This window comes from Pseudomonas palleroniana (assembly GCF_003031675.1).
Taxonomy (GTDB): domain Bacteria; phylum Pseudomonadota; class Gammaproteobacteria; order Pseudomonadales; family Pseudomonadaceae; genus Aquipseudomonas; species Aquipseudomonas palleroniana.
This window is the reverse complement of the sequence record NZ_PYWX01000046.1, coordinates 16,359-43,159: the sequence shown is the minus strand read 5'-3', so window position 1 is coordinate 43,159 and position 26,801 is coordinate 16,359. Positions and strand designations below refer to the sequence as shown.

General features: G+C 60.7%; 24 protein-coding genes and 2 pseudogenes. 15 read left to right on the top strand and 11 right to left on the bottom strand.

The features are described from left to right. Positions 1-183 precede the first annotated feature (183 nt). The 5 genes from C9383_RS15305 (at position 184) to C9383_RS15285 (ending at position 7,131) form a co-directional block, all read left to right on the top strand. Positions 184-1,170, top strand: coding sequence for a diaminopimelate epimerase (locus C9383_RS15305; RefSeq protein WP_090372144.1), 987 nt, complete (start codon positions 184-186; stop codon positions 1,168-1,170). Between the two features lie 307 nt (positions 1,171-1,477). Then, positions 1,478-3,364, top strand: coding sequence for a type VI secretion system tip protein TssI/VgrG (tssI, locus tag C9383_RS15300; RefSeq protein WP_090372141.1), 1,887 nt, complete (start codon positions 1,478-1,480; stop codon positions 3,362-3,364). Next, positions 3,364-4,200, top strand: coding sequence for a DUF4123 domain-containing protein (locus C9383_RS15295; RefSeq protein ID WP_090372139.1), 837 nt, complete (start codon positions 3,364-3,366; stop codon positions 4,198-4,200). Before tssI ends, C9383_RS15295 begins: the two co-directional genes overlap by 1 nt. Further along, positions 4,193-4,987, top strand: a complete 795-nt coding sequence (locus tag C9383_RS15290) for a hypothetical protein (protein WP_090372136.1) — start codon at positions 4,193-4,195, stop codon at positions 4,985-4,987. The genes C9383_RS15295 and C9383_RS15290 overlap by 8 nt, the downstream gene beginning before the upstream one ends. Then, on the top strand, positions 4,987-7,131 hold the full coding sequence (locus C9383_RS15285) for a lipase family protein (RefSeq protein ID WP_090372134.1): 2,145 nt from the start codon (positions 4,987-4,989) through the stop codon (positions 7,129-7,131). Before C9383_RS15290 ends, C9383_RS15285 begins: the two co-directional genes overlap by 1 nt. Here the strand turns inward: C9383_RS15285 and codA are convergent. The 5 genes from codA to C9383_RS15260 form a co-directional block, all read right to left on the bottom strand. Beyond that, positions 7,128-8,375 (bottom strand): cytosine deaminase, encoded by a 1,248-nt coding sequence (codA, locus tag C9383_RS15280; RefSeq protein ID WP_090372133.1) that lies wholly within the window; start codon positions 8,373-8,375, stop codon positions 7,128-7,130. The genes C9383_RS15285 and codA overlap by 4 nt on opposite strands. A gap of 76 nt (positions 8,376-8,451) precedes the next feature. After that, positions 8,452-9,720, bottom strand: coding sequence for a cytosine permease (gene codB / locus C9383_RS15275; RefSeq protein ID WP_090372131.1), 1,269 nt, complete (start codon positions 9,718-9,720; stop codon positions 8,452-8,454). Between the two features lie 176 nt (positions 9,721-9,896). Next, positions 9,897-10,520, bottom strand: a complete 624-nt coding sequence (locus C9383_RS15270; RefSeq protein WP_060752416.1) for an NUDIX hydrolase — start codon at positions 10,518-10,520, stop codon at positions 9,897-9,899. 96 nt (positions 10,521-10,616) lie between these two features. Beyond that, positions 10,617-10,973: a 6-carboxytetrahydropterin synthase QueD gene (gene queD / locus C9383_RS15265; RefSeq protein WP_003190259.1), complete on the bottom strand. Its 357-nt coding sequence runs from the start codon at positions 10,971-10,973 to the stop codon at positions 10,617-10,619. A gap of 76 nt (positions 10,974-11,049) precedes the next feature. Beyond that, positions 11,050-12,129, bottom strand: coding sequence for a patatin-like phospholipase domain-containing protein (locus C9383_RS15260; RefSeq protein ID WP_090372129.1), 1,080 nt, complete (start codon positions 12,127-12,129; stop codon positions 11,050-11,052). A 148-nt stretch (positions 12,130-12,277) separates the two neighbouring features. On the opposite strand from C9383_RS15260, the gene C9383_RS15255 reads away from it, so the two are divergent. The 3 genes from C9383_RS15255 to C9383_RS15245 are packed head-to-tail and all read left to right on the top strand — an operon-like array spanning position 12,278 to position 14,585. Beyond that, entirely contained in the window at positions 12,278-12,601 is a 324-nt protein-coding gene (locus tag C9383_RS15255; RefSeq protein ID WP_090372128.1) for a PepSY domain-containing protein, read from the top strand. Then, positions 12,601-13,269, top strand: a complete 669-nt coding sequence (locus C9383_RS15250; RefSeq protein WP_060752419.1) for a response regulator transcription factor — start codon at positions 12,601-12,603, stop codon at positions 13,267-13,269. Before C9383_RS15255 ends, C9383_RS15250 begins: the two co-directional genes overlap by 1 nt. Next, a complete protein-coding gene (locus tag C9383_RS15245; protein ID WP_090372126.1) occupies positions 13,266-14,585 on the top strand; it encodes a sensor histidine kinase in 1,320 nt (439 codons plus the stop codon). Before C9383_RS15250 ends, C9383_RS15245 begins: the two co-directional genes overlap by 4 nt. 34 nt (positions 14,586-14,619) lie before the next feature. Here C9383_RS15245 and C9383_RS15240 read toward each other — a convergent pair whose 3' ends face one another. After that, on the bottom strand, positions 14,620-16,767 hold the full coding sequence (locus C9383_RS15240; RefSeq protein ID WP_090372124.1) for a methyl-accepting chemotaxis protein: 2,148 nt from the start codon (positions 16,765-16,767) through the stop codon (positions 14,620-14,622). Positions 16,768-17,081: 314 nt separating this feature from the next. On the opposite strand from C9383_RS15240, the gene C9383_RS15235 reads away from it, so the two are divergent. The 3 genes and pseudogenes from C9383_RS15235 to C9383_RS28675 all read left to right on the top strand — a co-directional run bounded on the left by C9383_RS15235 (position 17,082) and on the right by C9383_RS28675 (position 20,153). Continuing rightward, a complete protein-coding gene (locus tag C9383_RS15235; protein WP_162492698.1) occupies positions 17,082-18,401 on the top strand; it encodes a Na+/H+ antiporter family protein in 1,320 nt (439 codons plus the stop codon). Between the two features lie 72 nt (positions 18,402-18,473). After that, positions 18,474-19,295, top strand: a pseudogene (locus C9383_RS28680) (cache domain-containing protein); the annotation flags it as partial. 36 nt (positions 19,296-19,331) lie between these two features. Further along, complete coding sequence (locus C9383_RS28675) at positions 19,332-20,153, top strand: methyl-accepting chemotaxis protein (protein ID WP_372241728.1); 822 nt, start codon at positions 19,332-19,334, stop codon at positions 20,151-20,153. Here the strand turns inward: C9383_RS28675 and trhP are convergent. After that, positions 20,150-21,469: a prephenate-dependent tRNA uridine(34) hydroxylase TrhP gene (gene trhP, locus C9383_RS15225; protein WP_090372122.1), complete on the bottom strand. Its 1,320-nt coding sequence runs from the start codon at positions 21,467-21,469 to the stop codon at positions 20,150-20,152. The two genes, C9383_RS28675 and trhP, sit on opposite strands and share 4 nt — an antisense overlap. Positions 21,470-21,734: 265 nt before the next feature. Between trhP and C9383_RS15220 the strand changes: the two are divergent. Together C9383_RS15220 and C9383_RS15215 are read left to right on the top strand one after the other, a co-directional pair. After that, positions 21,735-22,184 (top strand): annotated as a pseudogene (locus tag C9383_RS15220) (thioredoxin family protein); the annotation flags it as partial. Between the two features lie 81 nt (positions 22,185-22,265). After that, entirely contained in the window at positions 22,266-23,333 is a 1,068-nt protein-coding gene (locus C9383_RS15215) for an AI-2E family transporter (RefSeq protein WP_090372119.1), read from the top strand. A gap of 3 nt (positions 23,334-23,336) precedes the next feature. On the opposite strand, the gene C9383_RS15210 is transcribed toward C9383_RS15215, so the two are convergent. The 3 genes from C9383_RS15210 to C9383_RS15200 all read right to left on the bottom strand — a co-directional run bounded on the left by C9383_RS15210 (position 23,337) and on the right by C9383_RS15200 (position 24,391). Further along, positions 23,337-23,519: a hypothetical protein gene (locus C9383_RS15210; protein ID WP_090372117.1), complete on the bottom strand. Its 183-nt coding sequence runs from the start codon at positions 23,517-23,519 to the stop codon at positions 23,337-23,339. 91 nt (positions 23,520-23,610) lie between these two features. Next, positions 23,611-23,805: a hypothetical protein gene (locus C9383_RS15205; protein ID WP_060752427.1), complete on the bottom strand. Its 195-nt coding sequence runs from the start codon at positions 23,803-23,805 to the stop codon at positions 23,611-23,613. 232 nt (positions 23,806-24,037) lie between these two features. Further along, on the bottom strand, positions 24,038-24,391 hold the full coding sequence (locus C9383_RS15200) for a hypothetical protein (protein ID WP_060752428.1): 354 nt from the start codon (positions 24,389-24,391) through the stop codon (positions 24,038-24,040). 156 nt (positions 24,392-24,547) lie between these two features. Between C9383_RS15200 and C9383_RS15195 the strand changes: the two genes are divergently transcribed. Continuing rightward, positions 24,548-25,366, top strand: coding sequence for a shikimate 5-dehydrogenase (locus tag C9383_RS15195; protein ID WP_090372115.1), 819 nt, complete (start codon positions 24,548-24,550; stop codon positions 25,364-25,366). Positions 25,367-25,484: 118 nt separating this feature from the next. On the opposite strand, the gene C9383_RS15190 is transcribed toward C9383_RS15195, so the two are convergent. Then, on the bottom strand, positions 25,485-26,132 hold the full coding sequence (locus tag C9383_RS15190) for a YceH family protein (RefSeq protein ID WP_090372113.1): 648 nt from the start codon (positions 26,130-26,132) through the stop codon (positions 25,485-25,487). Positions 26,133-26,249: 117 nt separating this feature from the next. Here C9383_RS15190 and C9383_RS15185 point away from each other — a divergent pair, with 117 nt between their 5' ends. After that, complete coding sequence (locus C9383_RS15185) at positions 26,250-26,759, top strand: DUF1993 domain-containing protein (protein ID WP_090372110.1); 510 nt, start codon at positions 26,250-26,252, stop codon at positions 26,757-26,759. Positions 26,760-26,801 lie beyond the last annotated feature (42 nt).

Genomic DNA, 26,801 nt, shown 5'->3' with positions numbered 1-26,801 from the left:
TGTGTAGGAGGTGGCCTGGAAGGTGTGTAATCCCTGTGAGGACTGATGAACCCCAGGCTTCTTGCAGCGGGTTACCACCTTCCAGGCCACTTCCCACACCTGGTGTGTTCTGTAATACGCTGCTACCCAATCAGTAGGTAACCGTATGGACGAACCGATGAAAACTTCCAGGCAGCTCGCCTCATGACTCAGTTCTACGACGCACGCGGCAATATCTATGGGGTGGTCAGCCCGGCTGACTTGCGCAGCCAGGGCATCGACGTGCCAGGCAGCGCCGAGTTGGCGGCGAGCACACGGCTGGCATGGGCCGCATCGGCCATCGCGTCTGAATGTGGCTGGGGGACGACGCCGCGTCCGGCGGGTGCCAAAGCGCATCGCTGCGATGGGTTGCTGGTCGGACCGTTTCAGGCTGCGCCACCGTTTGACCTGTTGATCGTCAACACTGACGGCACACTGGCAGAGCGCAGTGGCAATGGGCTGACCATTTTTGCCCAGGCGCTGACCGACCAGGGCCTGATGGCTCAAGCGTGTGAACTGCGGGTGCATCACGATCAGCCGGCCGCCGCGTCCCCCGTGACCACTGCTGTCGAGCCAGCGATCTACGAACAGGTCGAGGGCTTTTGGCTGGCGCTGGGGCAGCCTGCGTTCGGACCTGCGGCGGTCGGCGCCAACGACATTCAAGCCGTCTCGGTGGGGCATCGCGAGTTCAGTCGCGTAGAGGCCTTGGCCACCATCAACCCGCAATGGGCATGCAGCCAGTTTGTGCGAGTGGGCAACCCCCATTGCGTTACCTTGGTGGAGCAGGTCTCGGCGTTGCCGGAAAACCTCGCGATGCATCAACCCGCCCTGTTTGAACGCTTGCAGGCGATAGCCTTCGCGCCGCCCGTTGGCAAGGGCCAACCCTGCGTGGCTGGCGTCAACCTGCAATGGGCTGCGCGAGCCTCGGGCAACCGGGTGATCGCACGGGTGTTCGAGCGGGGCGAGGGGCCAACGGCGTCTTCGGGGACCAGCGCCAGCGCGGTGGCCTGCGCAGCGTGGCGCGCAGGTTGGATTGACGCCGCTGAAGTGGCCGTGGTGATGCCGGGTGGCACAGCGCCTGTCCGTTTGCACGCAGAGGTGCAAACACTGGTGAGCGTCAGTCTGTTCGGGGCCGCACACCTGCAGCGGTAAGCAGGGAGCAACAGTGGATAGCTTGGAGTGTTGTCTGCTGTTTCGTAATTGATTAGTTGTATTGGTAAGTTTAGATGTAAGAACTTTCTTGTTTTAGAAGGCGTGCTTATTAGTTGTATTAATTGTTTTGTAAAAGTCATTTCCATTTCTGACGTACGAAACTTCTTTTTTATTTCTGAAGAGCCGAATTTTCCCTGAAATCGCTAAGCTTCAAGGCGTTCAGGCGCTTTTTCTCGGCTCGCAATCAGTACTTGCCGGGGAGAGCTTTAAATCAGCGAGTGGGTTTATCAGCGACGGGTAACAACGGATGGTTGACGCGTTTGTTTCGTCACGTTTCAAATTGATTATTCCGGAAGTGAATTCCGACTTTCAGGTACTTGCCTTCAATGGCCGCGAGTTTATTGACCAACCGTATTTCATTCATGTGCAGTTGGTCAGCGAAAACCCCTGTGCGGATCTGGAGGCACTGCTCCACCAACCGGCGTACCTGCATCTGGGGGAAGTGGATCAAGGTCTGCACGGTCAAGTCTACGCGGTAGGGCGTGGCGACCCCGGTGCCCGGCTCACCCGTTATCACCTGACGCTGGCGCCGCGCCTGGCGAGTCTCGCCCACCGCCGTGATCAGCGGGTTTTCCAGCAGCGCAGCGTGCCGCAGATCATCGCGGCCGTGCTTGAGCAACACGGCATTCTGGCCGATGCGTACGTGTTCGAACTGGGCCCCGTGGTTTATCCGCCGCGCGTTTTTTGTGTGCAGTACGCGGAGACCGACCTGCACTTCATCCAGCGGTTGTGCGAAGAGGAGGGGATTCACTACCACTTCCGCCACAGCGCGAACAATCATCTGCTGGTGTTTGGTGATGACCAGACGGTGTTCCAGCGCTTGCCCGTGCAGCGATATCACTCGGCCAACGATCCGCTGGCGGATGCGGCGGGTATCCAGCGTTTCGATGTGCGTCTGGAAACCCGTAGCCGAAAAACGGTGTGCCGTGATCACGATTTCGAGCATCCGTCCTTGCTGTTGCAAGGTGTGGCCGGCTCTGCGACACCGTCTCCTCTTGAAGACTACAACTACCCTGGGGGTTTTTCCGGTCCTGTACGCGGCAGGCAGTTGGCCTGTCGCGGTCTTGAGCGTCATCTGGCCGATCGCTGTCGGGCCTCGGGCACGAGCGACCAACCGCTGCTGCGCAGCGGCCATTTTCTCGAACTGCAGGAACATCCCGATCCCGCCTGTAACGACCTGTGGTTGATCACCTCAGCGCGTCATGAAGGCTACCAGCCACAGGTGCTGGAGGAGGCGGCGGGTGAGGCGAATACCTTCCAGGGTTATCGCAACCGTTTCACCGCAACACCTTGGCGTGCGGTGCACAGGCCACCGCTGAAACACCCCAAGCCAACCATCAATGGCAGTCAGACGGCCACTGTCACCGGGCCGGCCGGGGAGGATGTGCATTGCGATGCCTACGGCCGAGTGAAGGTACGTTTTCATTGGGACCGTCGGGACCCGACGGATGACACAAGCAGCTGCTGGGTGCGCGTGGCGTCCGGTTGGGCCGGTGACGGGTTCGGCACAACGATGATTCCCAGAGTCGGTATGGAGGTGCTGGTGAGCTTTTTGGAGGGCGACCCGGACCGGCCGTTGATCAATGGTTGCCTGCCCAATGCCTCGCTCCTGCCGTCCTACCCCTTGCCGCAGCACAAGACACGCAGCGTATTGCGCAGCCGCAGCACCCTGGGAGGCACGGGCAGCAATGAATTGCACCTCGAAGACCGCCAGGGTGCAGAACTTGTCTATCTGCGCGCCCAGCGTGACCTGGAGCAGCAAGTGGGGCATGACAGCCGCCTGGAGGTACAAGGCGACAGTTACATGCAGGTCGGTCAGACCCTGGTGATCGGAGCCGGGCAACAGGTTCACCTGACGGCGGGTGCCAGCCTGGTGATCGACGGGGGGACGCAGTTGAGTTTCAAGGCCGGGGGTGAACACCTCGTGATTCAAGCGGGCGGCATTTTCAGCAGCCGGCCCATCACTGTCGCAGGGGCGGCGGTGGCCGGCACTTTACCTTCGGATGATCGTCCGAGCCTGTCTGCCGTTCAAGGCACCCTCATGGACATGGCCCGGCAACTGGGCGCGGACTATTGCCCCGTCTGCGAGCGCTGTGGTGAAGGCCTGTGCGATCTCAGCGGGAGGGCCGCGTGATGCAAGGCATGCCTTATCCATGGATGGCCCTACAGCAACAGGCGGGACGCCATTTGTGCTTGATTGTCGACGGGGGCGCAGAAGCATGTCTGGCACTGTCGGCGGCTCGCGACGCCTCGCGATATTGCACCCTCTATAGCCAGACAGTGTTAGCGGAGTTGGCGCATACCGGCCCGGTGATCCTGTTGCTGGAGCAGGTGGGAGAACCGGCCTTGACCCGCTTGCTGCAACAGCCCGAAACGAACTGGGGGTGGCTGGGCAGCTTGCTCAACAACGATCTGACCGACGTGACCCGGCATTGGCGCGAGCGGATGCTGGTCGGCGCACCGGGGCGTCAGGCCCTCTACCGGTTTCAAGACAACCGCACCCTGGCACGCGCCTTGGCTTACCTGACTGCCGAACAGTGGCCGGTGTACCTGGGGCCACTGGCCAGCGTGTGCTACTGGCATGACGAGCGATGGTGCTGCTGCGACAACCCGGCACCGGGTGAATACTCGGTACCGGATCCCACACCCTGGTCGCAGGTCCCCAACCCCCAGGCTGCGGCCATCCTGCACGCCAATATCCTGCGCTACCTGCTGGCGGAGCACAGTGAGGACCTGGTGACGCTGGTGGAGTTTCAAGACCCGAGGATCTGGCTGAGCCAAGTGTTGGAGCAGGCCCATGCCTGGCAATGGTGCGGCCCGCAACAGCTGGAATTCCTGGTGGTGCGACGGCTGGAGGAGGCCACACGAGGCAGTGTGATCCGGTGGCAGCCGATGCAAGGCGAGGCCCCGGCGGAACATTACGAACGGTTGGTGGAACAGTGGCGAAGGGAAGGGGCGGAGCATGTCTAGCTGGATGAAAAACGTGGTGATTGTGCTGGGGGTGGTGGCGTTATCGGGGTGCGCGGGGAAAAGCGCAGACAGCTTTACGCTGGAGGTGGATCTGCCGGCGGATTTTGAACTCAAGACGGCTGCCAATTATCGTCCCGCCACCGGCGCAGCCTGTTCCCTGCCGATCCGCCGAGGCAAAAGGCCAGAGCGCAAGGTGTTTTTTACCGAGTTCAATCCCGTGGCCAATCGGGTGAGCTATGAATTGCCACTCAGCGAAACCATTGAGGGGTGTCCGTCGGTAATAAGCAGTGTGCAATTTGATGTTTATGCGAAATGGGGAAAGCAGGATTGGGATGTGGGAGGGGATCTTGCCGGTATTGGCATCCGAGACCGTTTGGCGGGTGATCTACCTGGAATGCCCGAGGACGGTGTTCAGGAGTTGAAAGGGCAATGCCGTTGGTATTTCCGCACGATAGGACCTATGCACGCGATCATCAAGATTCTGCAATGCCATTCGTTGGACGCAGCCGGTCAGCCGCAAAAGATGCAGGCTGGCGGCGTTGCCCAACGAGATCAGTTGCGAGGGAAAAAGTTAAGAATGGTATTGAAGGTTCTTGATGAAGAGTTACCTGCTTTTGATCACAGATGGATAGCTGTACCGGGCGGGTGGAAGCGCTGCCGAGGTAAAAGCTTTGAGGATATGGCCGCGTATTGCACCGGCAATGACTCGGAGTTCAAGCCTGTAAAGATGCCGGATGGGCGTATCTGTGACGTCTACCCGACATGCAATCAACAAGGAGCGAATTGATGAAACAGGATGCATGGAAGCAGGCGTTTTTCAGCGGCAAGATGCCGGCATGTGCAATGAAAGGGCACTGGGTGAGCTTTTGCCTGGTGGATGAAACGGGGAGTGGGACGGCGTACGGAGGGCTTGCCTATACGGTTCACGACAGTATGGGGTGCGAGTACAACGGTAAATTGAATGGAGAGGGGTTCGCAAATATACAGGGGGTTTACCGCGGTCCTGTCGTTCTCAAGTTCGATGACCCGTATGCCGGGGCACAAGAGCCGTATTACCGATTGAGTGCGCGCCTGACGTACAAGCTGCCGATTACCGAGATTCAAGTCCGCGCCGAACAAACACGGTTTTCTGATGCAAAGGGGCAGCGTATTCAGGGGAATCCCGCCATGCAGCGGGCAGACCGGTTTTATCATGTTGAAGTCAGCGATCTGGTCAACCATGTCGCGCACTTGCCGTCGATCGCTCCTGCGATGTTCAGCCCTCATCGGCATGCGTTGAAAATGGTGAACGACCTTGGATTCGGCCCGCCTCTGTCCTCGGGAGTGGTCTTGTTTCCCAATCAGTTCAGTGTGTTGGAAGTACGGCCCTTGCGTGCGCTACGGCCGATGCTTTCCACCGCAGATCATTTCTGTGCCTTGAACTTGTACCAATTGGCGCTGATGTCCGCCTTGAGCTACTGCGATTTTGGTCAGCAACCGCCGAAGAAACCTATCGACAAAGTGACGTTCCCGTTCAACCCTACCGTTGGCAATCTGTTTGCCGAAACGTTATCGGGGTACCACGAAGCCTGGCGAGTGGATCTCGAGCAAACGCAACGCTTTTTCCCCGTATATGAAGATGTTCCTTACTCCCGGCGTTTCGAGATCCTGCCCTTCGATCCCGAGCTGTATCCGCAAAATCATCCGGCTCGCGAAGAGGAGCAGGAGCATCCCTCGAACCTGCACTTTTTCGACGATGAAAAATTTGGTACCGACACTCAGGCGTTTATCTGCCATCACGATGAAGTCGTCCTGATCTCTGTGCGCGGTACCGTCAGCGCCGCCGATGCCCTGCGCGACGCGAACGCCCATCAGGTGGCCTTCGCCGAAGGGGGCGGCAAGGTGCATCTGGGTTTTTATGAGGCTTACCGGGCCATGCGAAACTTCGTGCTGCGCTACCTCAGCCAGTTTTATGAAGGCCAACGAATAGTCATTTGCGGACACAGCCTGGGCGGCGCGATTGCCTTGTTGTTGGCAGAGGGGCTGCGTCGTGTACCTAATCCCAGCTACAACATCCTCCTCTACACCTACGGCGCCCCCCGAGCGGCCGACAGCGAGTTCGTCGACGGCGCTTCAGCCTTGGTCCACCACCGTATCGTCAACCACAACGACCCCGTTCCCAGTGTTCCGGCCACCTGGATGAACACCACCGCCAAACTCTGGATTCCGGGCGCCATAACCTTGTTCAGCGCGCCTGCGCATGGGGGCCTGCTCTTCGCTGCCGGGCTGGTGCGGGTGGGGGGCAACCCTTACCGGCATCACGGCGAACAGCAACACTTCATGCCGATCAAACTCCCGGACGGCAGGCATTCCTCGGTGCTATGGAAGCCAGGTTGTGAGTCGCTCCAGGAAGCAGGCTGCAATCGTGCGTTGCAATTGCATGGCGACATGCCGCAGCGCGACAACCTGCTCAAGCAGCTGTTCCAGGCGCATCAGCACTTCATGACCGCCAGCTACATCCCGGCGGCATGGGCCACCTTGCGGCGCTGGCAGCAGACACTGGATAGCCAGGGCCCTCTGGTTACGCAGAGGGAGTTCGAGCTGTTGGATCGCGCCTTCGAAGACATGCGCGAGCAACTGCGCGCCAAGCGACGCGAGCTTGCCCGACGGCGCCCCGCCAATGATCGCGACTATGAACGCAACGATGCCTTGAATGCCGAGATCGACCGTTTGCATACCAGCCGCGAGCGCCTGGCAACCCTGCGCTGGCGCCGCCTTGAGGCGCGTGATGTCTACGGCAGCCAGGCGTATGGCGCTAACCTGCAACCCAGTCTCAAGCGCTGGTTCACCCATCGGGAAAACCAGGAAGTGGCCCAGCTCGCCAGTATTCCGCCACCGACGCTCAATGATCGGGTGAGGGCGCAAATACTGGACATCGACTCGATCGTCTAGCCTGGCGTGTGCGCAAACTCCACCTGTGCCGGTTGCCGCTTCATCAGCACTTTACCGTTGCGGATCGAGTACAACGGCAGGCCCTGACTGCGGATCACCTCATAGTCACTGTTGGCCGAGAGGATCAACAGATTCGCCGGTCGACCGGGCTCCAGCCCGTAGCGGTCCCCGAGGGCCATGGCCTTGGCGCTGTTGTCGGTCACCAGGTCGAGGGCCGATTGCAGGTTGCGGTAACCGAGCATATGGCAGATGTGCAAACCGGCTTCGAGTACACGCAGGATGTTGCCATTACCCAATGGGTACCAGGGGTCGACGATGGAGTCTTGGCCAAAACAGACGTTCATACCGGCTTCGAGCAATTCGTTGACGCGAGTGACGCCGCGCCGTTTCGGAAAACTGTCGAAGCGGCCCTGCAGGTGGATACTTTCGGTCGGGCACGACACAAAGCTGATACCGGAGTGTCCCAGCAGGCGAAACAGTTTGGCGCAGTAAGCGTTGTCGTAGGAGCCCATGGCCGTGGTGTGGCTGGCGGTGACGCGGGCGCCCATGTCGCGGCTGCGGGCTTCTTCGGCGAGTACTTCGAGGAAGCGTGAATGCGGGTCGTCGGTTTCGTCGCAGTGTACGTCCACCAGGCAACCGGTGCGTTCGGCCAGGTCCATGAGGAACTTCACCGAACTGACGCCTTGGTCGCGAGTGTATTCAAAGTGGGGGATGCCACCGATGACATCGGCGCCCAGGCGAATAGCTTCCTCCATCAAGGCCCGGCCATTGCGGAACGACTCGATGCCTTCCTGGGGAAACGCGACGATCTGCAGATCAATCAGGTGCGTGGTTGCTTCGCGCACCTCCAGCATGGCTTTCAACGCGGTGAGGTCGGGGTCGGTGACATCGACGTGCGTGCGCACATGCTGAATGCCATGGGCCGCGAGGGCCTCGATGGTTTTTGTGGCGCGGGCCTTGGTGTCTTCATAAGTGATGGTGGCTTTGCGTTCGCCCCAGCACTCGATACCTTCGAACAAGGTACCGCTCATGTTCCAGCGCGGCTCACCGGCGGTAAGGGTTGCGTCCAGATGAATGTGTGGTTCGACGAATGGGGGGGTCACCAGGTTACCGGCGGCATCCAAGTCGCCGGGCGATAAAATCGGCGCCGCCGTTTGCGCGCTGATGCTGGCGATCCGGCCGTGTTCCAGGTGCAGATCGTGCAGGCCTTCACGGTTGCGCAGGCGGGCATTGATGATATGCATGGGCAAGTTCCTCTTGGCTAAAAACAATCAGGCAGACAGCGCTGGACGGCTCCAAGGTTAGCATTCCCGGCCGGATTCATGCCGGGGCGTCTGCCAAGGGTGCCCGCGCGCGCAGTGCGGCAGTGAGCGCGATGTAAGTCAGCGATGCCGCGACGATGCCCACCAGTGGCGCGACCCAGGGGGAGTTGAATGCCAGCACGGTACCGACGGCATAGGCGATCAAGCCCGGCCAGTTGAAAGCCGGCAGCTGCACCTCGGCCAGGCGCGGGTATTGCCCGCGATAACGGTAAAAGAAGTCCGCCATGATCACCCCGCCAATCGGCGGTATCACCGTGCCCAGCAGGATCAGGTAAGGCACCAGCCTGTCGTACATGCCGAGCAACGCCAGCAGGGTGCCGATCACCGCGCCTGCAAGGGTGACGGTCTTGCGACGCCGGGTGCGCAGCAAGTTGCAACCGGCCACGGCAAAGTTGTAGATGGTGTTGTCCTGGGTGCTCCAGATGTTGAGCAGCAACATTGCCATCGCGGCCATGGCGAAACCTTGCAGCAGCAACACTTCCACCACATCGGGTTGTTGATAAACGATGGCGCCGTAAGCGCCGATCAACACCATCAAGCCATTCCCGATAAAAAATCCGATCAGGCTGGCCAGCACTGCAACCTTGGCCGAACGCGAGAACCGGGTCCAGTTGGTGGCCTGGGTTGCGCCGCTGACAAAGGTGCCGAACACCAGGGTGACGGCCGTGGACAGGTCCAGTTGAGCGGTCGGCACCACCGCCAACAGGCCATTCAAGCCACCCACTTTCACGGTGGCGACCCACATGGATAGAAACAATAGAATGCCCATGGCCGGCACCGCGATGTAGGACAGAATCTCCAACCCGCGATAACCCACATAGGCGGTGGCGCAAAATACCAGGCCGAACAACACCATCAAGGCCAATACGCTGCCTTGGCTCAACTCGAGATATTTACCCAGCACCACGGCGGCGGTGGCTGTTCCCCAGGCGTACCAGCCGATCTGGGTAAAACCGAGGATCAGGTCGCTGAGTTTGCTGCCCACTTCGCCGAAGCAGAAGCGCCCCATCAGTACCGAATTCAGGCCACTCTTGAAGGCGATGTAACCCAGCCCCGCAGCGTAAATGCCCAACAGCAAGTTACCCAATGCCACGACGCCGAGCATGTCGATAAAGCTGAACGCCACGCCCAGCTTGCCGCCGGCGAACATGGTTGCAGTAAAAAAGGTAAAGCCCAGCAGCACCATGGCGGTGGAAGCCAGGCCCTTGCGCGCATGCAAGGGGACTTCGCTGAGGGGGTAATCGTTGCCCGGTTCTTGCTGCGTCATGTGCCTTGCTCCCTGAATGAATGACGCAGGTCTGTTGCACCGTGCGTGCCAAATCAGTAGTGGTGACCGGCGCACGACCGCAAACGGTCTGTGTCGTCAAATAGCCGCAAAACACTGGGAGGGGCGTGCGGTGCCTTGTCGGGCACGAAAGCAGTGCAGCGATGATACAAATTGGATCAGTCGAACAGCGTGTGTGTGGTCTCGCCACGATGAAACGCAAAAGCCGCCTCAAGATCACTTTCGATGGTGCGCCCACGGGACAGGGGCGGCAGGTCATCCAGGCTGAAAAAGCCCACGTCCGTGGTTTCGAACCCCGCCGCGGGCGCGAGCTGATCCACCCGTTCGCAAAGGAAATACAGCTTGTAGAAGTCCCGCACATCCGGTCGATACAAACCCTTGGCCTTGTGGGTGACGCTGTACAGGGCCCGTGCGGTGACGCTCAGACCGGCCTCTTCGCGAATTTCCTTGACGATATTCTCGGCCGCCGACAAGCCGATATCGGCATAACCCCCAGGCAGCGCCCAACAGCCATCGGTCAGCTCTTTCACCAGCAGAATCCGTTCGCCCTCGATCACCGCACCCCGCACATCGATCATCGGCGTGGAGTAGCGCTTCGCAAAGTCCGGCACCAGCCCAGTGATGCGTTCCAGCGGCACACTGCCCAATTGCGCGAGCATGCTGTGGGCAATCTCGGCGATTTCCTCCAGGCGCTCACGCTCGAAGTCGTCGGTGCAAAAATGCAGCCCGGTGGACGCCAACGCTTGCAAGCGTTTGGCCTGGGCCAGCCAAGTGTTTTCCATGGGGTCTCCTTTGTTCTGCACAGGGCTTGCCGGTGGAAGGGTGCTACGCGGGGTATAAAAAAACCACCGCAAGGGTGGTTTCTTTACATCGCCGGTCTATTCGCCGCGATAGATGCAGCCGCTGGTGCACGTCTCGTGAATGCGGATCGCGCTGAGTTCCGGCAACAGCGGTTTCAACTCGTTCCAGATCCACTTGGCCAGCACTTCACTGGTGGGGTTTTCCAGGCCGGGAATGTCATTGAGGTAGTTATGATCGAGACGTTCGTAGAGCGGCTTGAAAATCGCCTTGATCTCCGAAAAGTCGCGAATCCAGCCGGTATGAGGGTCGAGGTCGCCGCTCAGGTGGATGGCCACCTTGAACGAATGCCCATGCAGGCGCCCGCATTTATGGCCTTCCGGTACGTGGGGCAGGCGGTGGGCGGATTCGAAAGTAAACTCTTTGAAGATTTCCACAGTGTTTTCAGCTCGGTCAGGTATCTGGCAGGCGGCGAGTTTAACAGTTTGATCCCTCGCCGCGCATACCGCTCGGTCAAAGCGCCTGCAAGCGTTCGCCCAGGCCGCCCTTATCGACCAGTTCCAGGAACTCATCGCCCAACCGCCGGCTTTCGCTCATTGCCGTTTGCCAGTACTTGTTGCGGCTCGGGTCATCGCCCATGAAGCGCTTGAAGTCGCTGCGGTCCGGCAGCTTGCCGTGGGGCAGGCGGGCCAGGTAGTCCTTGGACGGTGCCAGCAGCAACACATCCTGCAAACCCTGCTGATTGCTGCGCCGCCACGGCAGGCCCTTGTCAAACCAGCCAGGGATGACCCGGTCGGTAAAGTGCGGATACAGCACGATGTCGTCGCCGTGGTAGGGCAGGTCGAGGTGGTAGTCCAGCAAGCCGCCGTCGCGGTAGGTGCCGTGGCCGGCGCCGGGCAGGTCGCGTATGCCTTGCATCACCATGGGAATGGAGCCTGAGGCCAGCAAGGCCTGGCGCAGGTTGCCCAGTTCCAGTTGCAGGAAACGCGATGGGAAATCCGTCAACGGATGCAACGGTGGCGCCTGGCGTGGGTCGTGGATGATCAACCGTTCAAAATGCCGCGATAACCGTGCACGACCGCGCAAGTTATCGGCAATCACCGAAGTCAGGCCCAGGCCCAGGCGCCCGCGATGGTCATCGGCGAGCAGGCCATGGCTCTTGACCACCATGATGTTCAGGCGATAGTGGGGAGTGGCCAGCACCTGTGCATCACGGCCGGCCAGCAAGTCATCGAGCATGCGCCGGCAGCTTTGGGTGACCTCGGCCATGGTCACGCCTTTAGCGAAGCTCTGTTCGTTGTACAGGCGACCGAGGTCGAGCAAACCTTGTACCGGGTCGGGCAGGCAGGCACTGGCAAATCGCCAGGAACCGATGGAGGCGCCGATCAGCGCGCGCTCACGGGGAGCGCGAGGCAGCCAGTCGCCGAACAGCGCCAGGTCCAGGCCCTGAATCCCCAAGGCCTTGGGGCCACCGGCCGCACCGGGTAGGATGCCGACATCGGCGGGCTTGAGGCCCTGTTCGCGAATACGCGTCAGGGCGCGCTGGCCGGCCTTGAGGGTCAAGGCGGGAAACTTGATGTGGATGGCTGTCATACCGGTCTCTTTTGAAGCGAGCCGGCAGTATAGGAAATCTGGCCTGGCGATGGGGCCGCTGATCGATGAAAATTGCCATGGTGGCAATTCAGTTTCAGTTAAGTTGCGACGGTTAACGTGGTGACCTCAAGGAACAGCAGGATACGCAATGAAGGTAAATCTACGGGGGGGCGGTTCAATGGCATTGGTGTTGCTATTGACCAGCTCCCACCTGACGGCCCACGACCTCGGTCCGGACGAAGCCTTGCGTCTGCGTCAGAAGGGCGTCATCGCCCCTCTGGAGCACTTGCTGGGCCCGGCGCTGGAACGCTACCCCGGTGCCAAGTTGCTCGATGCCGAGCTTGAGGAGCACAAGGACCGCCCGGTGCCCTATATCTACGAAATCGAGTTGTTGACGGTGGAGGGAGTCGTGCGCGAAATCGAGCTCGACGCGAGCACCGGCGCGCTGCTCAAAGATAAGGAAGACGACTGATGCGCCTGCTTCTGGTGGAAGACAACGTTCCCCTCGCCGATGAGCTGCTGGCCGGCCTGCAACGCCAGGGCTACGCCGTCGACTGGCTGGCCGATGGCCGTGATGCAGCCTATCAGGGCAGCAGCGAGCCCTATGACCTGATCATTCTGGATCTTGGCTTACCCGGCCTGCCCGGGCTTGAAGTCCTGGCGCAATGGCGTGCGGCGTCACTGGTCACGCCGGTGCTGATTCTGACCGCCCGCGATTCCTGGGCCGAGCGTATCGAAGGGCTCAAGGCCGGCGCGGATGATTACCTCGCCAAACCCTTTCATCCTGAAGAGTTGTTCTTGCGCATTCAGTCACTGTTGCGCCGTTCCCACGGCCAGGCCAACCAGCCGACCTTGCAGGCCGCCGGACTGCACCTGGATGAGGGGCGCCAGTGTGTGCTGCGCGATGGTGACGAGATCCAGCTGACCGCCGCCGAGTTTCGCCTGCTGCGCTACTTCATGCTGCACCCCCAGCAGATCCTGTCGAAAAGCCACTTGGCTGAACATTTATACGACGGCGAGAGCGAGCGCGATTCCAATGTGCTGGAAGTCCACGTCAACCATCTGCGCCGCAAGTTGGGCCGCAGTGTGATCGAAACCCGGCGCGGCCAGGGTTACCGGTTTGGCGCCAGCCCTGCATGAAGTCCATTCAGCGGCGCCTGAGCCTGGGCCTGGTCAGTGTGATGGTGGTCGTCGGCGTGGTGCTGGCGCAGACCAGCCTGTGGTTGTTCGAAGCCGGGTTGCAACGCTACCTGGAGGCGGGGCTGCGCAACGATAGCGAGAACCTGCTGGTTGCGTTGGTGCGGGGGGCCGATGGCGTGCAACTCGATGAGCACCGTTTGTCACCGGCTTATCAGCGACCGTTTTCCGGGCATTACTTTCGGATTGATTTTGCCGATGTTCACTGGCGTTCCCGCTCGCTGTGGGACCAGGAGCTGCCGCGCCTGCCGCAGACCGGTCTCAAAGGCAACCTGCAATTGGGGCCGGAGGGCCAGCAACTGCTGGTATTGCGTTCGGACTACAAACGTTTTGGGCAGTCGATTTCCATCAGCGTGGCCCAGGACTACACACCTGTGCGGGAAAGCTTTCGCCTGATGCGGCAAATCGGTCTGGTGCTGGGGTTGGCGGCGTTGTTGCTGGTGTTGATCCTGCAACGGGTGACCGTACGTCGTGCATTGCGCCCGTTGGAGACCGCCCGCGAACAGATCGCCCAGTTACAACAAGGCCAACGCTCGCAGCTCGATACCCAGGTGCCGCTGGAGCTGGAGCCGCTGGTGGCGCAGATCAACCACCTGCTGGCCCACACTGAAGACAGCCTCAAGCGTTCACGCAACGCCCTGGGCAACCTCGGTCATGCCTTGAAGACCCCGCTGGCCGTGTTATTGAGCGCAGCGTCCAGCGAGCCGCTCAAGGACCATCCGCAACTGAGCAAGTTGTTGCGTGAGCAGCTTGAGCAAGTGCAGCAACGCCTCAATCGTGAACTCAACCGCGCACGCCTGGCCGGTGAAACCCTGCCCGGCGCCTTGTTTGACTGTGAAAAAGAACTGCCCAGCCTGTTGGCCACGCTCAACATGATCCACGGTGAACACCTGGACTTGAGCTATCAGGTGTCGCCCGGGCTGCAATTACCCTGGGACCGCGAAGACCTGCTGGAACTGCTCGGCAACCTGCTGGATAACGCCTGCAAATGGGCAGACGCCGAAGTCTGCCTGAGCATCGGCGAAACGGCGCAGACCTATCGGTTGGCCGTGGAAGACGACGGCCCCGGTATTCCCGAGACCGACCGCGACAAGGTGCTCAGCCGCGGCACGCGTCTGGATGAGCAGATCGACGGCCATGGCCTTGGGTTGGGGATCGTGCGCGATATCGTCGAGGTGTGGGGCGGGGTCTTGCAGTTGCAGGAGAGCCGGCTGGGAGGCCTGAAGGTGCTGGTCGAACTCCCCAAACGCCAGAGCTGACACAGCGCCCTCCATATTGAATCTTCTGCGGTGTTCAGACCCTGAATTGATCCATCAGCCCCTGCTGTTGATTCGCCAGGCTGTTCAACGCCTGGCTGACCCGCGCCGACTCATTGGCCTGTTCCGACAACGACTCGGTCACATCCCGAATCGTCGCCACATTACTGTTGATCTCTTCAGCCACCGCGCTTTGTTCCTCGGCAGCGCTGGCGATTTGCAGGTTCATGTCGCTGATCACGGTGACCGCCTCGCCAATCTGGCGCAAGGCCGTCACCGCCTGGCCGACCTGTTCGACACTGCCCTGAGCCTGGCGATGGCTGTTGCCCATGGCGCCGACCACCTCGGTGGTGCCGCTTTGCAATTGCTCGATCACCAGGCGGGTTTCTTCCACCGACTCCTGGGTACGTCGCGCCAGGTTACGCACCTCGTCGGCAACCACGGCAAACCCACGCCCAGCTTCACCGGCCCGGGCCGCTTCGATGGCGGCGTTGAGTGCCAGCAGGTTGGTCTGCTCGGCGATGCCACGGATCACTTCCAGCACCGAACCGATTTGTTCGCTGTTGGCTGCCAGGCCCTCGACTTGGGCCATGGCGGTGCTCATGTCGGCGGCCAGCGCACCGATGTTGCTGGTGGTACGGTCGATCACCGTCAAGCCTTCACGTGTGGCCTGGTCGGCATCGCGTGCGGCCTGGGCAGCTTGGGCCGCGCTGCGGGCGACATCCTGGGCGGTGGCGCTCATTTCATGGGAGGCGGTGGCGACCTGATCGACCTGGCGGTATTGCTGTTCCATGCCGGCGCTGGTTTCAGTGGCGATCGCGGCGGATTGGTCGGCGGTGCCACGGGCGTCCTGCACTGAGCGTTTCACTTCGGCAATGATCGGCTGCAGCTTGTCGAGGAAGCGGTTGAACCAGCCGGCCAGTTGGCCCAGCTCATCTTTTTTGTCGTAGGCCAGGCGGCGGGTCAGGTCGCCTTCGCCACTGGCGATGTCTTCGAGCATGTGCGCCACGCCGAGAATCGGACGGGTCACGCTGCGCGCCATCAGCCACACCAGCGCCAGGCCCACCACCGCAGCCAACAGGCCCAGGCTCAGTTCCAGCAGGGTGCCCTTGGCATTGTCGGCATCCAGTTGCGCTTTCAGGGCTTCGGCAGGCGCGACCAAGACTTTCTCCGGCACGTCGAGCAACACGCCCCAAGGCTTGCCCCCCGGGATCGGTGTAAACGGCGCCAATACCTTGAGTTGCTGGCCGGTGCGCAGGCTGCGGGTTTGCGTGCTGCCGGCGAGGGCGCTGATCAACTGCGCGCCGCTGGCAGTGTCGACCTGGTCCAGGCGCTGGCTGAGTTTGCTCGCGTCCGGGCTGTAGCCGGCGAGCAAGCCGGTCGGGCTGAGGATGCTGACCTGGGTCTGGCCGTCATACAGCTTCTGGCTCGCCTGTTGGCTGACGGCCTGCAAGCTGTTGAGGTTGATGTCCACCGACAGCGAGGCGATGACTTTGCCGTTGACGATCAAAGGGAACACGATACTGGTCATCAGCACGTTCTGCCCGTCGATCACATAAAAATACGGTTCGATCACGCAGGGTTTGAGGGTTGTGCGTGGGCAGGTGAACCAGGCGTTGGCTTTTTCGCCGCTGGGGCCGACGCTGGTATCGGCCATGTCGCTTTCGGGCAGTGCCATCGAGGTCAGTTTGCCCGGCGTGGGTTGCGACCAGTACAGGGCAAAGCGGCCTTTTTCGTTACTGCCCAGTTCTTTCTGATTGGCGAACAACTCGTCCTTGCCGTCGAGCGCATTCGCTTCGAACACCAGGGACAAACCGAGCAGGTCCGGGTTGGCCTGCAACGCGGCCTTGACCTGGCGAGTCAGGTCTTCGCGAGTGTCGAAGGCATCGAGAAAGCGCTTTTCAGCCTGTTCGCGCAGAAACAGCACTTGGCGGGAAAAGCCATGGCCGTACTGGTAGGCGTCCATGAACTGCTGGCGAATGCCCAATGCCTGCCCTTCACCCTGCGCTTCGATGCGCGTCTGGGCGGCTGCATCAAGCATCTGCATGCTGGACGCTTTGACCTGCTCGGAACTCTGCGCCATGCGATACAGCGACAAACCCACCAGAAGGGTCACGATCCCCAGCAGGCAAAGGCCGGCGAGCAGGGTGATTTTCCATTGAATGGAGAGCTGTCTGAGCGACATCGGGACATCCTTACCTGAAAACACATAGAGACCCGTTATCGGCGGCACGCCTGATTTCTTTATTTGCGGGGCCCAGGCTTGCCGTAACGCCAGTCAGTTAAATGGTGGATGTAGAACACAGCGTTTGGTCGCGGCAGGTTCTTTTAACTGACTGGCATTAGGACTTGCCCGGGTTTTTTGACATGCCCGCCCACCTGCTGCAAAGTGCCCGCCCTCTAATAAGACCTCCTCAGCCTGCACGCCGGCCACCCTGTTCCATGGCCGCCTGGGCGACGTATGCCTGTTCTTTTGTTTTCTGTCTTGAGGTAACCATGATTAACGCAGTAATCGCCGCGGTCGGCACCATGCTGGTGCTCAGCCTGTCCCGCGTGCATGTGGTCATCGCCATTATTGTCGGTGCGCTGGTGGGCGGCTTGACCGGTGGCCTGGGTATCGAAGCCACGCTCAAAGCGTTTAACGGTGGTTTGGGCGGTGGTGCAACCGTGGCTTTGTCTTACGCTTTACTCGGCGCTTTCGCTGTGGCGATTGCCAAATCTGGTCTGGCCCACGCCCTGGCGGACAAAGCGTTGCTGCTGGTGGATCGCCAGGAAGCGACGGGCGGCAATCACGTCAAATGGTTGTTGATCGGCCTGCTGTGGAGCGTCGCGATTGCCTCGCAGAATATCCTGCCCATTCATATTGCCTTTATCCCGCTGTTGGTCCCGCCGCTGTTGTACGTACTGACCAAATTGCAACTGGACCGCCGCCTGATCGCCTGCGTGATGACTTTCGGCCTGATCACGCCCTACATGTTCCTGCCGGTAGGCTTCGGCAACATCTTCCTCAACCAGATCCTGCTGGCCAACGTCGCCAAGAGCGGCGTAGACATCAGTCAGGTCAACGTTACCCACGCCATGGGCTTGCCGGCGCTGGGCATGGTGGTCGGCCTGTTGGTGGCGGTGTTCATCAGCTACCGCAAAAAGCGTGTGTATGACCTGGAGAAAATCGAGCGGGTCGAGCAAGTGGCGGTGCAATACAACCCGTTGACCCTGCTGGTGGCCGGGCTGGCGATCGCTGCGGCATTCATCATCCAATTGTGGCTGGACTCGATGATCATCGGCGCCCTGGCCGGGTTCCTGATCTTCTCGGTGTCCGGCATCGTGCGCTGGCGCGAGACCGACGACCTGTTCACCGAAGGCATGAAGATGATGGCGATGATTGGCTTCATCATGATCGCTTCGTCGGGTTTTGCCGAAGTGCTCAAGGCCACCGGCGACGTGCGCTCGCTGGTGGAAGCGTCGGCGGCGTTCATCGGCCATAGCCGGGGTGTGGGCGCGTTGCTGATGTTGCTGGTGGGCCTGCTGGTGACCATGGGGATCGGTTCGTCGTTCTCCACGGTGCCGATCCTCGCCGCGATTTTCGTGCCGCTGTGCGTGCAACTGGGCTTCAGCCCGTTGGCTATCGTGTGCATCGTCGGTACGGCGGGGGCCTTGGGCGATGCCGGGTCGCCGGCGTCGGACTCCACCCTCGGCCCGACCTCCGGCCTGAACATTGACGGCCAGCATCACCATATCTGGGACACCGTGGTGCCCACGTTCCTGCACTACAATATTCCATTGTTGGCGTTTGGCTGGATTGCCGCGATGACCCTCTGACAGGGTTGTCCTACAGAAATCGGACAATTGGCCGTTAACTTCTCAAGTCGCCACGAATAAGAGAGAAAAGCCATGCGTCTGAGTTTAAAGGCCAAAGTCCTGGCCCTGGCCGTCGTGCCGGTATTGCTGTTTGCCGTGGTCATCAGCCTGACCACGGTGTGGATCCTGCAGGGGCAGGCGCGCAACGAGGTGGACGAAACCCGCCAGCGCCTGCTCAACGACGCCAAGACGACGCTGCGCAGTTACGTGGAAGTGGCCATGACCACCATCAAGCCGCTCTACGACGCGGCCGCCCCCGGCGACACGGCGGCGCGGGCCGAGGTGGTCAAGCTGCTGTCCAGTACCAGCTACGGCAAGGATGGCTACTTCTTCGGCTACGACTCCGAGACCATCCGCCTGTTCAAGGGCAACAGCCCCGATGGCGTAGGCAAGAGCTTCAAGGACAACCGCGACCCCAACGGCGTCTACGTCAACCGCGACCTGGTCAAGGTCGGCAAGGACGGCACCCACTACCTGCAATACAGCTCGACCCAGCCCGGCCAGACCGAGTTGGTGCCTAAGCTCGGCTATACCGAGTACTTGCCGAAGTGGGACATGGTGATTGGTACCTCGGTCAACCTCGATGGCATTGAAGCCCAAGTGGCAGTGGTCGAGGCCAAGGTCGAGAAACGCATGGAGGGCGTGTTGCTGAGCATCCTCGGTGTGGCCGTGGTGGTGCTGCTGGTGATTGCCGCCGTGGGCATGATAGTGGCCAATACCATCCTGCGTCCGCTGGGCCTGATGAAAGCCAACCTGGACGACATCGCCGCCGGCGAAGGCGATTTGACCCGCCGCCTGGCGATCACCAGCCAGGATGAGTTGGGCGATCTTGCCGTCGCGTTCAATCGTTTTGTCGACAAAATCCACAGCCTGGTGCGCCAGATCACCGAGATGACCAGCCAACTGACCGGCCTGGTCAGCCAGGTGTCCGATCAAGCCCAGCGCTCCGAACAGGCCATGGAGCGCCAACGCCACGAGACCGATCAGGTCGCCACTGCCATTAACCAGATGTCCTCTGCGGCCCAGGAAGTTGCGCGCAGTGCCCAGGGGGCTGCCGTCGCTGCGCAACAGACCGATGCCGAAGGGCACGCGGCCAAGCGTGTGGTCGACGGCAGCATCGCGCAGATCCACGCGCTGGTGAACGATATCCGCAGCAGTGGCGTGTCCCTCGACAGCCTGCAGCAGGATGTGTCGTCGATTGTCAGTGTGCTGAGTGTGATCCGCTCGATTGCCGAACAAACCAACCTGCTGGCCCTCAACGCGGCGATCGAAGCCGCGCGGGCCGGGGAGGCCGGGCGAGGGTTTGCGGTGGTGGCCGACGAAGTGCGTGCCCTGGCCAGCCGCACCCAGACCAGCACTCAGGAAATCCAGGGCATGATCGACCGCCTGCAAAAAGGCACCGTCGCCGCCGTGGACGCCATGCGCCGGTCCAGCGACGCGGGTGACGGCACCTCGGCCCAGGCCAACGAAGCCGGAGCCTCACTGGACACCATGGCGCAACTGATCGGCACCATCAATTCGATGAACGCCCAGATCGCCAGCGCCGCCGAGGAGCAGACCGCCGTGGCCGAGGAAATCAACCGCAGCGTGCATCAGATTGCCGTGGCGGTGGACACTGTGGCCGATGAAACCCAGCAGGGCGCCCAGACTTCGCGCAGTCTGGCGGACCTGGGGCAACGCCTGGGGCAATTGGTGGGGCAGTTCAGGATCTAGAGATCGCGCATCAACAAGCCAAAGCGCACGTCCATGTCGGCCGGCAGTGGCACATACACCGTGTGCCCGTCGCCCGGCGCCACCTCAAGGGCTTCGCCTTTGGCATTGTGCAAAGTGCTCAGGTCAAAGTGGAAGTTGCCGGCGGGGGTCATCAACTCCAGGTGATCGCCCACGGCAAAGCGATTCTTGACCTTGACCTCGGCCCAGCCGCTACGGCGCTCGCCGGTCAGTTCGCCGACAAACTGCTGGCGTTCGGATACTGAACTGCCGTTCTGGTAGTTCTGGTATTCGTCATGCACATGGCGGCGCAGGAAGCCTTCGGTGTAACCGCGCTGGGCCAAGGATTCGAGGTCGGTCATCAGGTTGCGGTCGAAGGCGCGCCCGGCCACCGCATCATCGATGGCCTGGCGATACACCTGGGTGGTGCGTGCGCAGTAGAAGTGGGACTTGGTGCGGCCTTCGATCTTCAGCGAGTGCACGCCCATCTGCGTCAGGCGCTCCACATGCTGCACGGCGCGCAGGTCCTTGGCGTTCATGATGTACGTGCCGTGCTCGTCCTCGAAGGCGGGCATCTGCTCATCGGGGCGGTTGGCCTCTTGCAGCAGGAAGACCTGGTCGGTCGGCGCGCCAATCCCCAGGGTCGGCTCCGGCTGATACTGCTGGACGATCTCGCCCGTGGCGTTTTCCATCGCCGGGGTGGCCTGGTACTTCCAGCGGCAGGCGTTGGTGCAGGTGCCCTGGTTGGCATCGCGCTTGTTCATGTAGCCCGAGAGCAGGCAGCGCCCGGAATAGGCCATGCACAAGGCGCCGTGCACAAACACTTCCAGCTCCATGGCCGGCACTTGCTGGCGGATCTCGCCGATCTCTTCCAGAGACAACTCCCGCGACAGAATCACGCGGCAGATGCCTTGTTGTTGCCAGAATTCGACGCTGGCCCAGTTCACCGTATTGGCCTGCACCGACAGATGAATCGGCATCGACGGGAAATGGCGGCGCACCAGCATGATCAAGCCTGGGTCGGACATGATCAGCGCATCCGGGCCCATGGCGATCACTGGTGCGAGGTCTTTGAGGAAGGTTTTCAGCTTGGCGTTGTGGGGCGCGATGTTGACCACGACGTAGAAGCGTTTGCCCAGCACATGCGCTTCCTGAATGCCCAGCGCCAGGTTGGCGTGGTCGAACTCGTTGTTGCGCACCCGCAGGCTGTAGCGCGGCTGGCCGGCGTAGACCGCATCGGCACCGTAGGCGAAGGCATAACGCATGTTTTTCAGGGTGCCGGCGGGGGCGAGCAGTTCGGGGGCGATCACAGGGGGCATGGGCTCAAGTCGCAAAAGGTCGCGAAGGTAAAGGATCCGGGGCCGGGGTTTATTGATCCAGGTCGCCCTTTGCTGATTTTGTATCGCTGTGTATCGGCAGTGGGGGTTCGACACAGGCGCGATACTCCAGGGCGTTCCAATGGAGGCTCTGAATACCCAACAGGTAATGATCATGCGACCTATCACCTTTCTGCTCGCCGGCCTGCTGCTGACGCTTGCGCTGATTTCCAGCGTGATGGCCAGCCGTGAAACTCCCGCTGACCCACCGGGCGCCATGCCATCGCTGGCGGGGGCGGCCGAATGGCTCAACTCCCCACCGCTCGATCTGCAGGCGCTCAAGGGCAAAGTCGTGCTGGTGGATTTCTGGACTTACGACTGCATCAACTGCCGGCGCGCGCTGCCGTACGTAAAAGAGTGGGCGAAACGCTACGAACCCGATGGCTTGGTGGTCGTTGGCGTACACACTCCGGAATATGCCTATGAACAGGTCAGCGGCAACGTCAGGGACCAGGTGCGCAAGCTGGGCATCACCTACCCGGTAGCCTTGGATAACAACTATGCAATCTGGCGCAGTTTCGATAACCAGTTCTGGCCGGCCCATTACCTGATCGATGCCAAGGGGAAGGTGCGCTATAGCCACTTTGGCGAAGGTGATTATGAGGCCCAGGAACAAGTGATCCAGGCGCTTTTGCGTGAGGCCAAGGCTATCGAGTGACGGGATGGCACTCCCGGGTTCGCCTGCGGACTAAGCAAAAGGGCCGATGAAGGCCTACTGCTTTTTTGACATGGACCGGACATGAACTCAACCAACCTGCAATTCAAAACCCTGTTGTTGTTGCTGGCCCTGGTGACCGTCGCCTTTATCTGGATATTGCTGCCGTTTTACGGCGCGGTGTTCTGGGCGGTCATCCTCGGCATCATCTTCGCCCCGATGCAGCGCCGCCTGCAGCAACGCTTTGGCTGGAACCGCAACCTGACCTCCCTGACCACCTTGGCGGTGTGCCTGGTGATCGCCATTTTGCCGGTCATCATCACCAGCGTATTGCTGGTGCAGGAAGGGGCGACGCTCTACAAAAACGTCGAAAGCGGCAAGCTGGACGTCGCCGGGTATATCGAGCAGTTCAAGAACGTACTGCCGCCGTATTTCCAGCACCTGCTGGACCGGTTCGGCATGGGCAACCTGGAAGGCTTGCGCGAGAAAATCGTCAAGAGCGCGATGCAGGGCAGCCAGTTTTTTGCCTCCCAGGCGTTCAGTTTTGGTCAGGGGACATTTGATTTCCTGGTGAGCTTTTTCATCATGCTGTATCTGCTGTTTTTCCTGCTGCGCGACGGCCCGGAACTGGTGCGTAAAGTCCGCACGGCAGTGCCCCTGGCGGAGCCCCAGAAGCGTCGCCTGCAACTCAAGTTCAATCGGGTGGTGCGCGCCACCGTCAAGGGCAACGTACTGGTAGCCGTGACCCAAGGCGCACTGGGCGGTTTGATCTTCTGGTTCCTGGACATTCCCAGCGCGTTGCTGTGGGCGGTCTTGATGGCGTTTCTTTCCCTGCTACCGGCGGTGGGCGCGGGGATTGTATGGGGCCCGGTGGCCGCTTACTTTCTGTTGAGCGGTTCGATCTGGCAGGGCGTGGTGCTGACTGCGTTCGGCGTTCTGGTCATCGGCATGGTGGACAACGTGCTGCGCCCGGTGCTGGTGGGCAAGGACACGAAAATGCCTGACTACCTGATCCTGATCTCGACCCTGGGCGGCCTGTCGGTATTCGGCCTGAACGGGTTTGTGATCGGCCCGTTGGTGGCGGCGTTGTTCATGTCCAGTTGGGCACTGTTTGTAGAAACCAAACCTCGGGTCAAGCTGCCGTTGCCGTAGGTTTCAGGCGTTGAGCCTGAAATTGGATGCGCATTGCAGCTGTTTTTGCGCATCGGATAACGACATGAGCGGGCCGCTGATGGGCTCGCCATCGCTGACTACGTACCAGCAGGCGAGCAGGCCCAGCTCCCGGAGTGGGGTGGGAACGGCGCTACCAATGACGGACATGATTTGAACAGTGGGCATAAGTACCTCCAATCGCTATGGAGGTCACCTTACGATGGCTGGGTGCTCAGCAAAAATCACCTGGCTCGATAGTCGACATCAACGCCAGGCGTCAATCCACCACATGGTCCAGCATGAGCACCACTTCCTGCTCATTGAGCAGGCCCTTGCGCACCAGGTTTTCCGCCAGCAACGCCAGGAATTTGGCCGTGCGGTGGCCTTCCAGGTGCTTGAGTTCGGTCAGTGCGCTGTAGACCTTGCTGGAGGTGCAGAGGCCGGCGGTATGGTGCGGGTTTTGTGTGGGCATGGTCAGTCGTCCTTAATTGTTCTTGGCTGGACAGGTCGATAGTGAGTCCGTTTCGTGACGTAAACATGACAGGGCGGACCTTGATCGAGCAAGAAGACATTCAACCCTCATGATGTGGGATTGAGCCCCCGAGCATTGTCCTCACTGCGACCTTGGCAAGATAAATCCAGACTTCAAAGGCAAAAAAAGGCCCCGCGTGTGGGCGAGGCCTGTTTAGACGAACCTGTTCAAGTTACCAGCCGCGGCCGTAATAACCGTGAGGCGGGCCGTAGTAGCCACGTGGAGGGCCGTAGTAGACCGGCGCCGGGCGGTAGTAAACCCGTTCTTGCACATACACCGGTGGTGGCGGTGCGTAGTAGACCGGCGGCGGAGCGGCATACACCGGTTGCGGCTGGACATAAACCGGCTGCTGCACGTAGACCGGCTGGGATTGGCTGGCAACCACCGAACCCACTACAGCGGCGCCGACCAAAGCACCCAGAACGGCCGGGCCACCCCAACCACCACCGTGGGCGGAGGCTTGGCCTGCCATAGCGAGTGCGCCGACAAGCAAGGCGATTTTGGGGATTTTACGAATCATGGTCATTCCTCGGTTAGCCCCTGCGCTTGTGGTCTGCAATCAATAGACTCAAGGATTGTCGCGGGGATACTTTTAAGACAACGTATTTCTGAAAAACAGCACGGCCGATAGGTAAAGGTTGTGTAAGGTCTGTACCGATTTGCTTACTCAAAGGAGTTATCCATGCAGATGCACCCCAACAAAGACACCCAACTGTGTATGTCATTGTCGGCGCGTCCCGGGAATTTTGGCCTGCGGTTCCACAACCACCTGTATGAACAGTTGGGGTTGAATTTCTACTATAAAGCGTTCAGCAGCCAGGATTTGCCCGGCGCGATAGGTGGTATCCGGGCGCTGGGCATTCGCGGTTGCGGTGTTTCCATGCCGTTCAAGGAGGCCGCGATCGCCCTGGTGGATGAGCTGGACGATTCGGTGCAGGCCATCGACTCCCTGAACACCATCGTCAACACCGACGGCCGTCTCAAAGCCTACAACACCGACTATATCGCCATCGAACAACTGCTGAAAAAGCATGCCGTGCCCAAGGACTCGACCTTTGCTTTACGCGGCAGCGGCGGCATGGCCAAGGCCGTAGCCAGTGCCCTGCGTGACGGTGGCTATGCCAATGGCGTGATTGTTGCGCGCAACGAAGCGGCAGGCCGCGCGCTGGCGCAAAACCTCGGGTATGGGTGGCAGGCCGAGCTGGGTGACTTGCGCCCGCAGATGCTGGTCAATGTGACGCCGATCGGTATGACCGGTGGCGCCGAGGCCGATCAGTTGGCCTTTGCGACTGACGCCGTGGATGCTGCGGAAACTGTGTTCGATGTGGTAGCGATCCCCGCCGAAACGCCGCTGATCGTGCGTGGACGCGCCAAGGGCAAGCGGGTGATCACCGGGCTGGAAGTGATCGCGATCCAGGCGCTGGAGCAGTTCGTGCTGTATACCGGCGTGCGGCCGACTCAGGCGCAATTTGAGGCGGCAGTGGCCTTTGCCCGAGGCTGAAACCCACGAAAATCCAATGTGGGAGCGGGCTTGCTCGCGAATGCGGTGGGTTCAGTTAACTCAACTGTGACTGGCACACTGCATTCGCGAGCAAGCCCGCTCCCACATTTTAATGGTGTTACGCCTGTTCCAACTGCGCCAGTCGTTCTTCCAGCGCTGCGATCCGCGCCTCCAGCTCTTCAATCCGCTCCACGCTAACCCCGGCGCCACGCTCCACCGGATTGCCTCGGGCTGCGATAATCGCCTCGATATCCGCCGGATCGCCCAGCGCATGGGTGTACCGATCTTCCCGCTGTCCCGCCTGGCGCGGCACCAGCACTGCCAGCCCGCGCGCGATCAGACGTTCCAGCTGGTGCACGACCTGCTCGGCATCTTCGAAATCGTGCATGCGCCCGCTGCGGGTCAGCAGTTCATTGACCGTCTGTGGCCCGCGCAAAAACAGCAGCCCGATCAGGATCACCTGGGCCGGCACCAGCTCCAGTGCCTTGTCTACCCGGTGTTCCCAGCGATCGGCGCGGCTGCCCATGACCAGCCGGGTATAACCTTGGCCTTCCAGTGCACGCAGGCTCTGGCCGACCTGGCCTTGGCTGAGGTTGGTCACCGGCTCCCGGCTGGTCTTCTGGTTGCAGGCCAGTACCAGGGCGTTGAGGGTCAGGGGGTAGGTTTCCGGGTTGGTCGCCTGTTTTTCGATCAGGCAGCCCAGGATGCGGATTTCCGTGCTATTGAGGCGCGGCTCAGGGTTTTGGGTGTCATGCTCAGCGGTCATCGCGCGTTTCCCTATGCAGTGAGCCCACTAGCCTATGCCGGAAAAAATAAAAGACAAGCGGCGGGCAGGTCTATAATCGCTGCTGGTTCCAAACCCTGCCATCACCGTGAGACTGTCATGACTATTTCCCTGTACGCCGCTTCCGTCCCTGTCTTCAAGCAAATGCTCAACGCCCTGAGCGATGTGCTGAACAAAGCCGAAGCCCACGCTACCGCCAAGAACATCGAACCCAATGCCTTGCTGCAAGCGCGTCTGTTCCCTGACATGTTCCAGCTGGTGCGCCAGGTACAGATCGCCGTCGACTTCGCCAAAGGCGTATCCGCCCGCCTGGCCGAGATCGAAGTGCCCAAATATGAAGATCAAGAAACCACCTTCGCCGACCTGCAAGCGCTGATCGCCAAAGTGCTGGCCTTCCTCGACACCCTCAAGCCCGAGCAGATCGACGGCAAGGAAGGCATCGAGATCATCACCCGTCCAGGCACGCCGAAAGAGAAGCGCTTCAGCGGCCAGTCCTACCTGTTGACCTACGGCCTGCCGCAGTTCTTCTTCCACGTCACTACCGCTTACGCCTTGCTGCGCCACAACGGTGTGGAAGTGGGCAAGCGTGACTACATGGGCGCTTTCTAAACGCGTGACGCAGCCTGAAGCCCGGGTGGTTCATTTATGCGC

Bases quoted from the DNA above. Each gene is read 5' to 3' on its own strand.
- C9383_RS15305 (WP_090372144.1), top strand. From the start codon at position 184: ATGACTCAGTTCTACGACGCACGCGGCAATATCTATGGGGTGGTCAGC.
- tssI (WP_090372141.1), top strand. From the start codon at position 1,478: ATGGTTGACGCGTTTGTTTCGTCACGTTTCAAATTGATTATTCCGGAA.
- C9383_RS15295 (WP_090372139.1), top strand. From the start codon at position 3,364: ATGCAAGGCATGCCTTATCCATGGATGGCCCTACAGCAACAGGCGGGA.
- C9383_RS15290 (WP_090372136.1), top strand. From the start codon at position 4,193: ATGTCTAGCTGGATGAAAAACGTGGTGATTGTGCTGGGGGTGGTGGCG.
- C9383_RS15285 (WP_090372134.1), top strand. From the start codon at position 4,987: ATGAAACAGGATGCATGGAAGCAGGCGTTTTTCAGCGGCAAGATGCCG.
- codA (WP_090372133.1), bottom strand. From the start codon at position 8,375: ATGCATATCATCAATGCCCGCCTGCGCAACCGTGAAGGCCTGCACGAT.
- codB (WP_090372131.1), bottom strand. From the start codon at position 9,720: ATGACGCAGCAAGAACCGGGCAACGATTACCCCCTCAGCGAAGTCCCC.
- C9383_RS15270 (WP_060752416.1), bottom strand. From the start codon at position 10,520: ATGGAAAACACTTGGCTGGCCCAGGCCAAACGCTTGCAAGCGTTGGCG.
- C9383_RS15260 (WP_090372129.1), bottom strand. From the start codon at position 12,129: ATGACAGCCATCCACATCAAGTTTCCCGCCTTGACCCTCAAGGCCGGC.
- C9383_RS15255 (WP_090372128.1), top strand. From the start codon at position 12,278: ATGAAGGTAAATCTACGGGGGGGCGGTTCAATGGCATTGGTGTTGCTA.
- C9383_RS15250 (WP_060752419.1), top strand. From the start codon at position 12,601: ATGCGCCTGCTTCTGGTGGAAGACAACGTTCCCCTCGCCGATGAGCTG.
- C9383_RS15245 (WP_090372126.1), top strand. From the start codon at position 13,266: ATGAAGTCCATTCAGCGGCGCCTGAGCCTGGGCCTGGTCAGTGTGATG.
- C9383_RS15240 (WP_090372124.1), bottom strand. From the start codon at position 16,767: ATGTCGCTCAGACAGCTCTCCATTCAATGGAAAATCACCCTGCTCGCC.
- C9383_RS28675 (WP_372241728.1), top strand. From the start codon at position 19,332: ATGACCAGCCAACTGACCGGCCTGGTCAGCCAGGTGTCCGATCAAGCC.
- trhP (WP_090372122.1), bottom strand. From the start codon at position 21,469: ATGCCCCCTGTGATCGCCCCCGAACTGCTCGCCCCCGCCGGCACCCTG.
- C9383_RS15215 (WP_090372119.1), top strand. From the start codon at position 22,266: ATGAACTCAACCAACCTGCAATTCAAAACCCTGTTGTTGTTGCTGGCC.
- C9383_RS15210 (WP_090372117.1), bottom strand. From the start codon at position 23,519: ATGCCCACTGTTCAAATCATGTCCGTCATTGGTAGCGCCGTTCCCACC.
- C9383_RS15205 (WP_060752427.1), bottom strand. From the start codon at position 23,805: ATGCCCACACAAAACCCGCACCATACCGCCGGCCTCTGCACCTCCAGC.
- C9383_RS15200 (WP_060752428.1), bottom strand. From the start codon at position 24,391: ATGACCATGATTCGTAAAATCCCCAAAATCGCCTTGCTTGTCGGCGCA.
- C9383_RS15195 (WP_090372115.1), top strand. From the start codon at position 24,548: ATGCAGATGCACCCCAACAAAGACACCCAACTGTGTATGTCATTGTCG.
- C9383_RS15190 (WP_090372113.1), bottom strand. From the start codon at position 26,132: ATGACCGCTGAGCATGACACCCAAAACCCTGAGCCGCGCCTCAATAGC.
- C9383_RS15185 (WP_090372110.1), top strand. From the start codon at position 26,250: ATGACTATTTCCCTGTACGCCGCTTCCGTCCCTGTCTTCAAGCAAATG.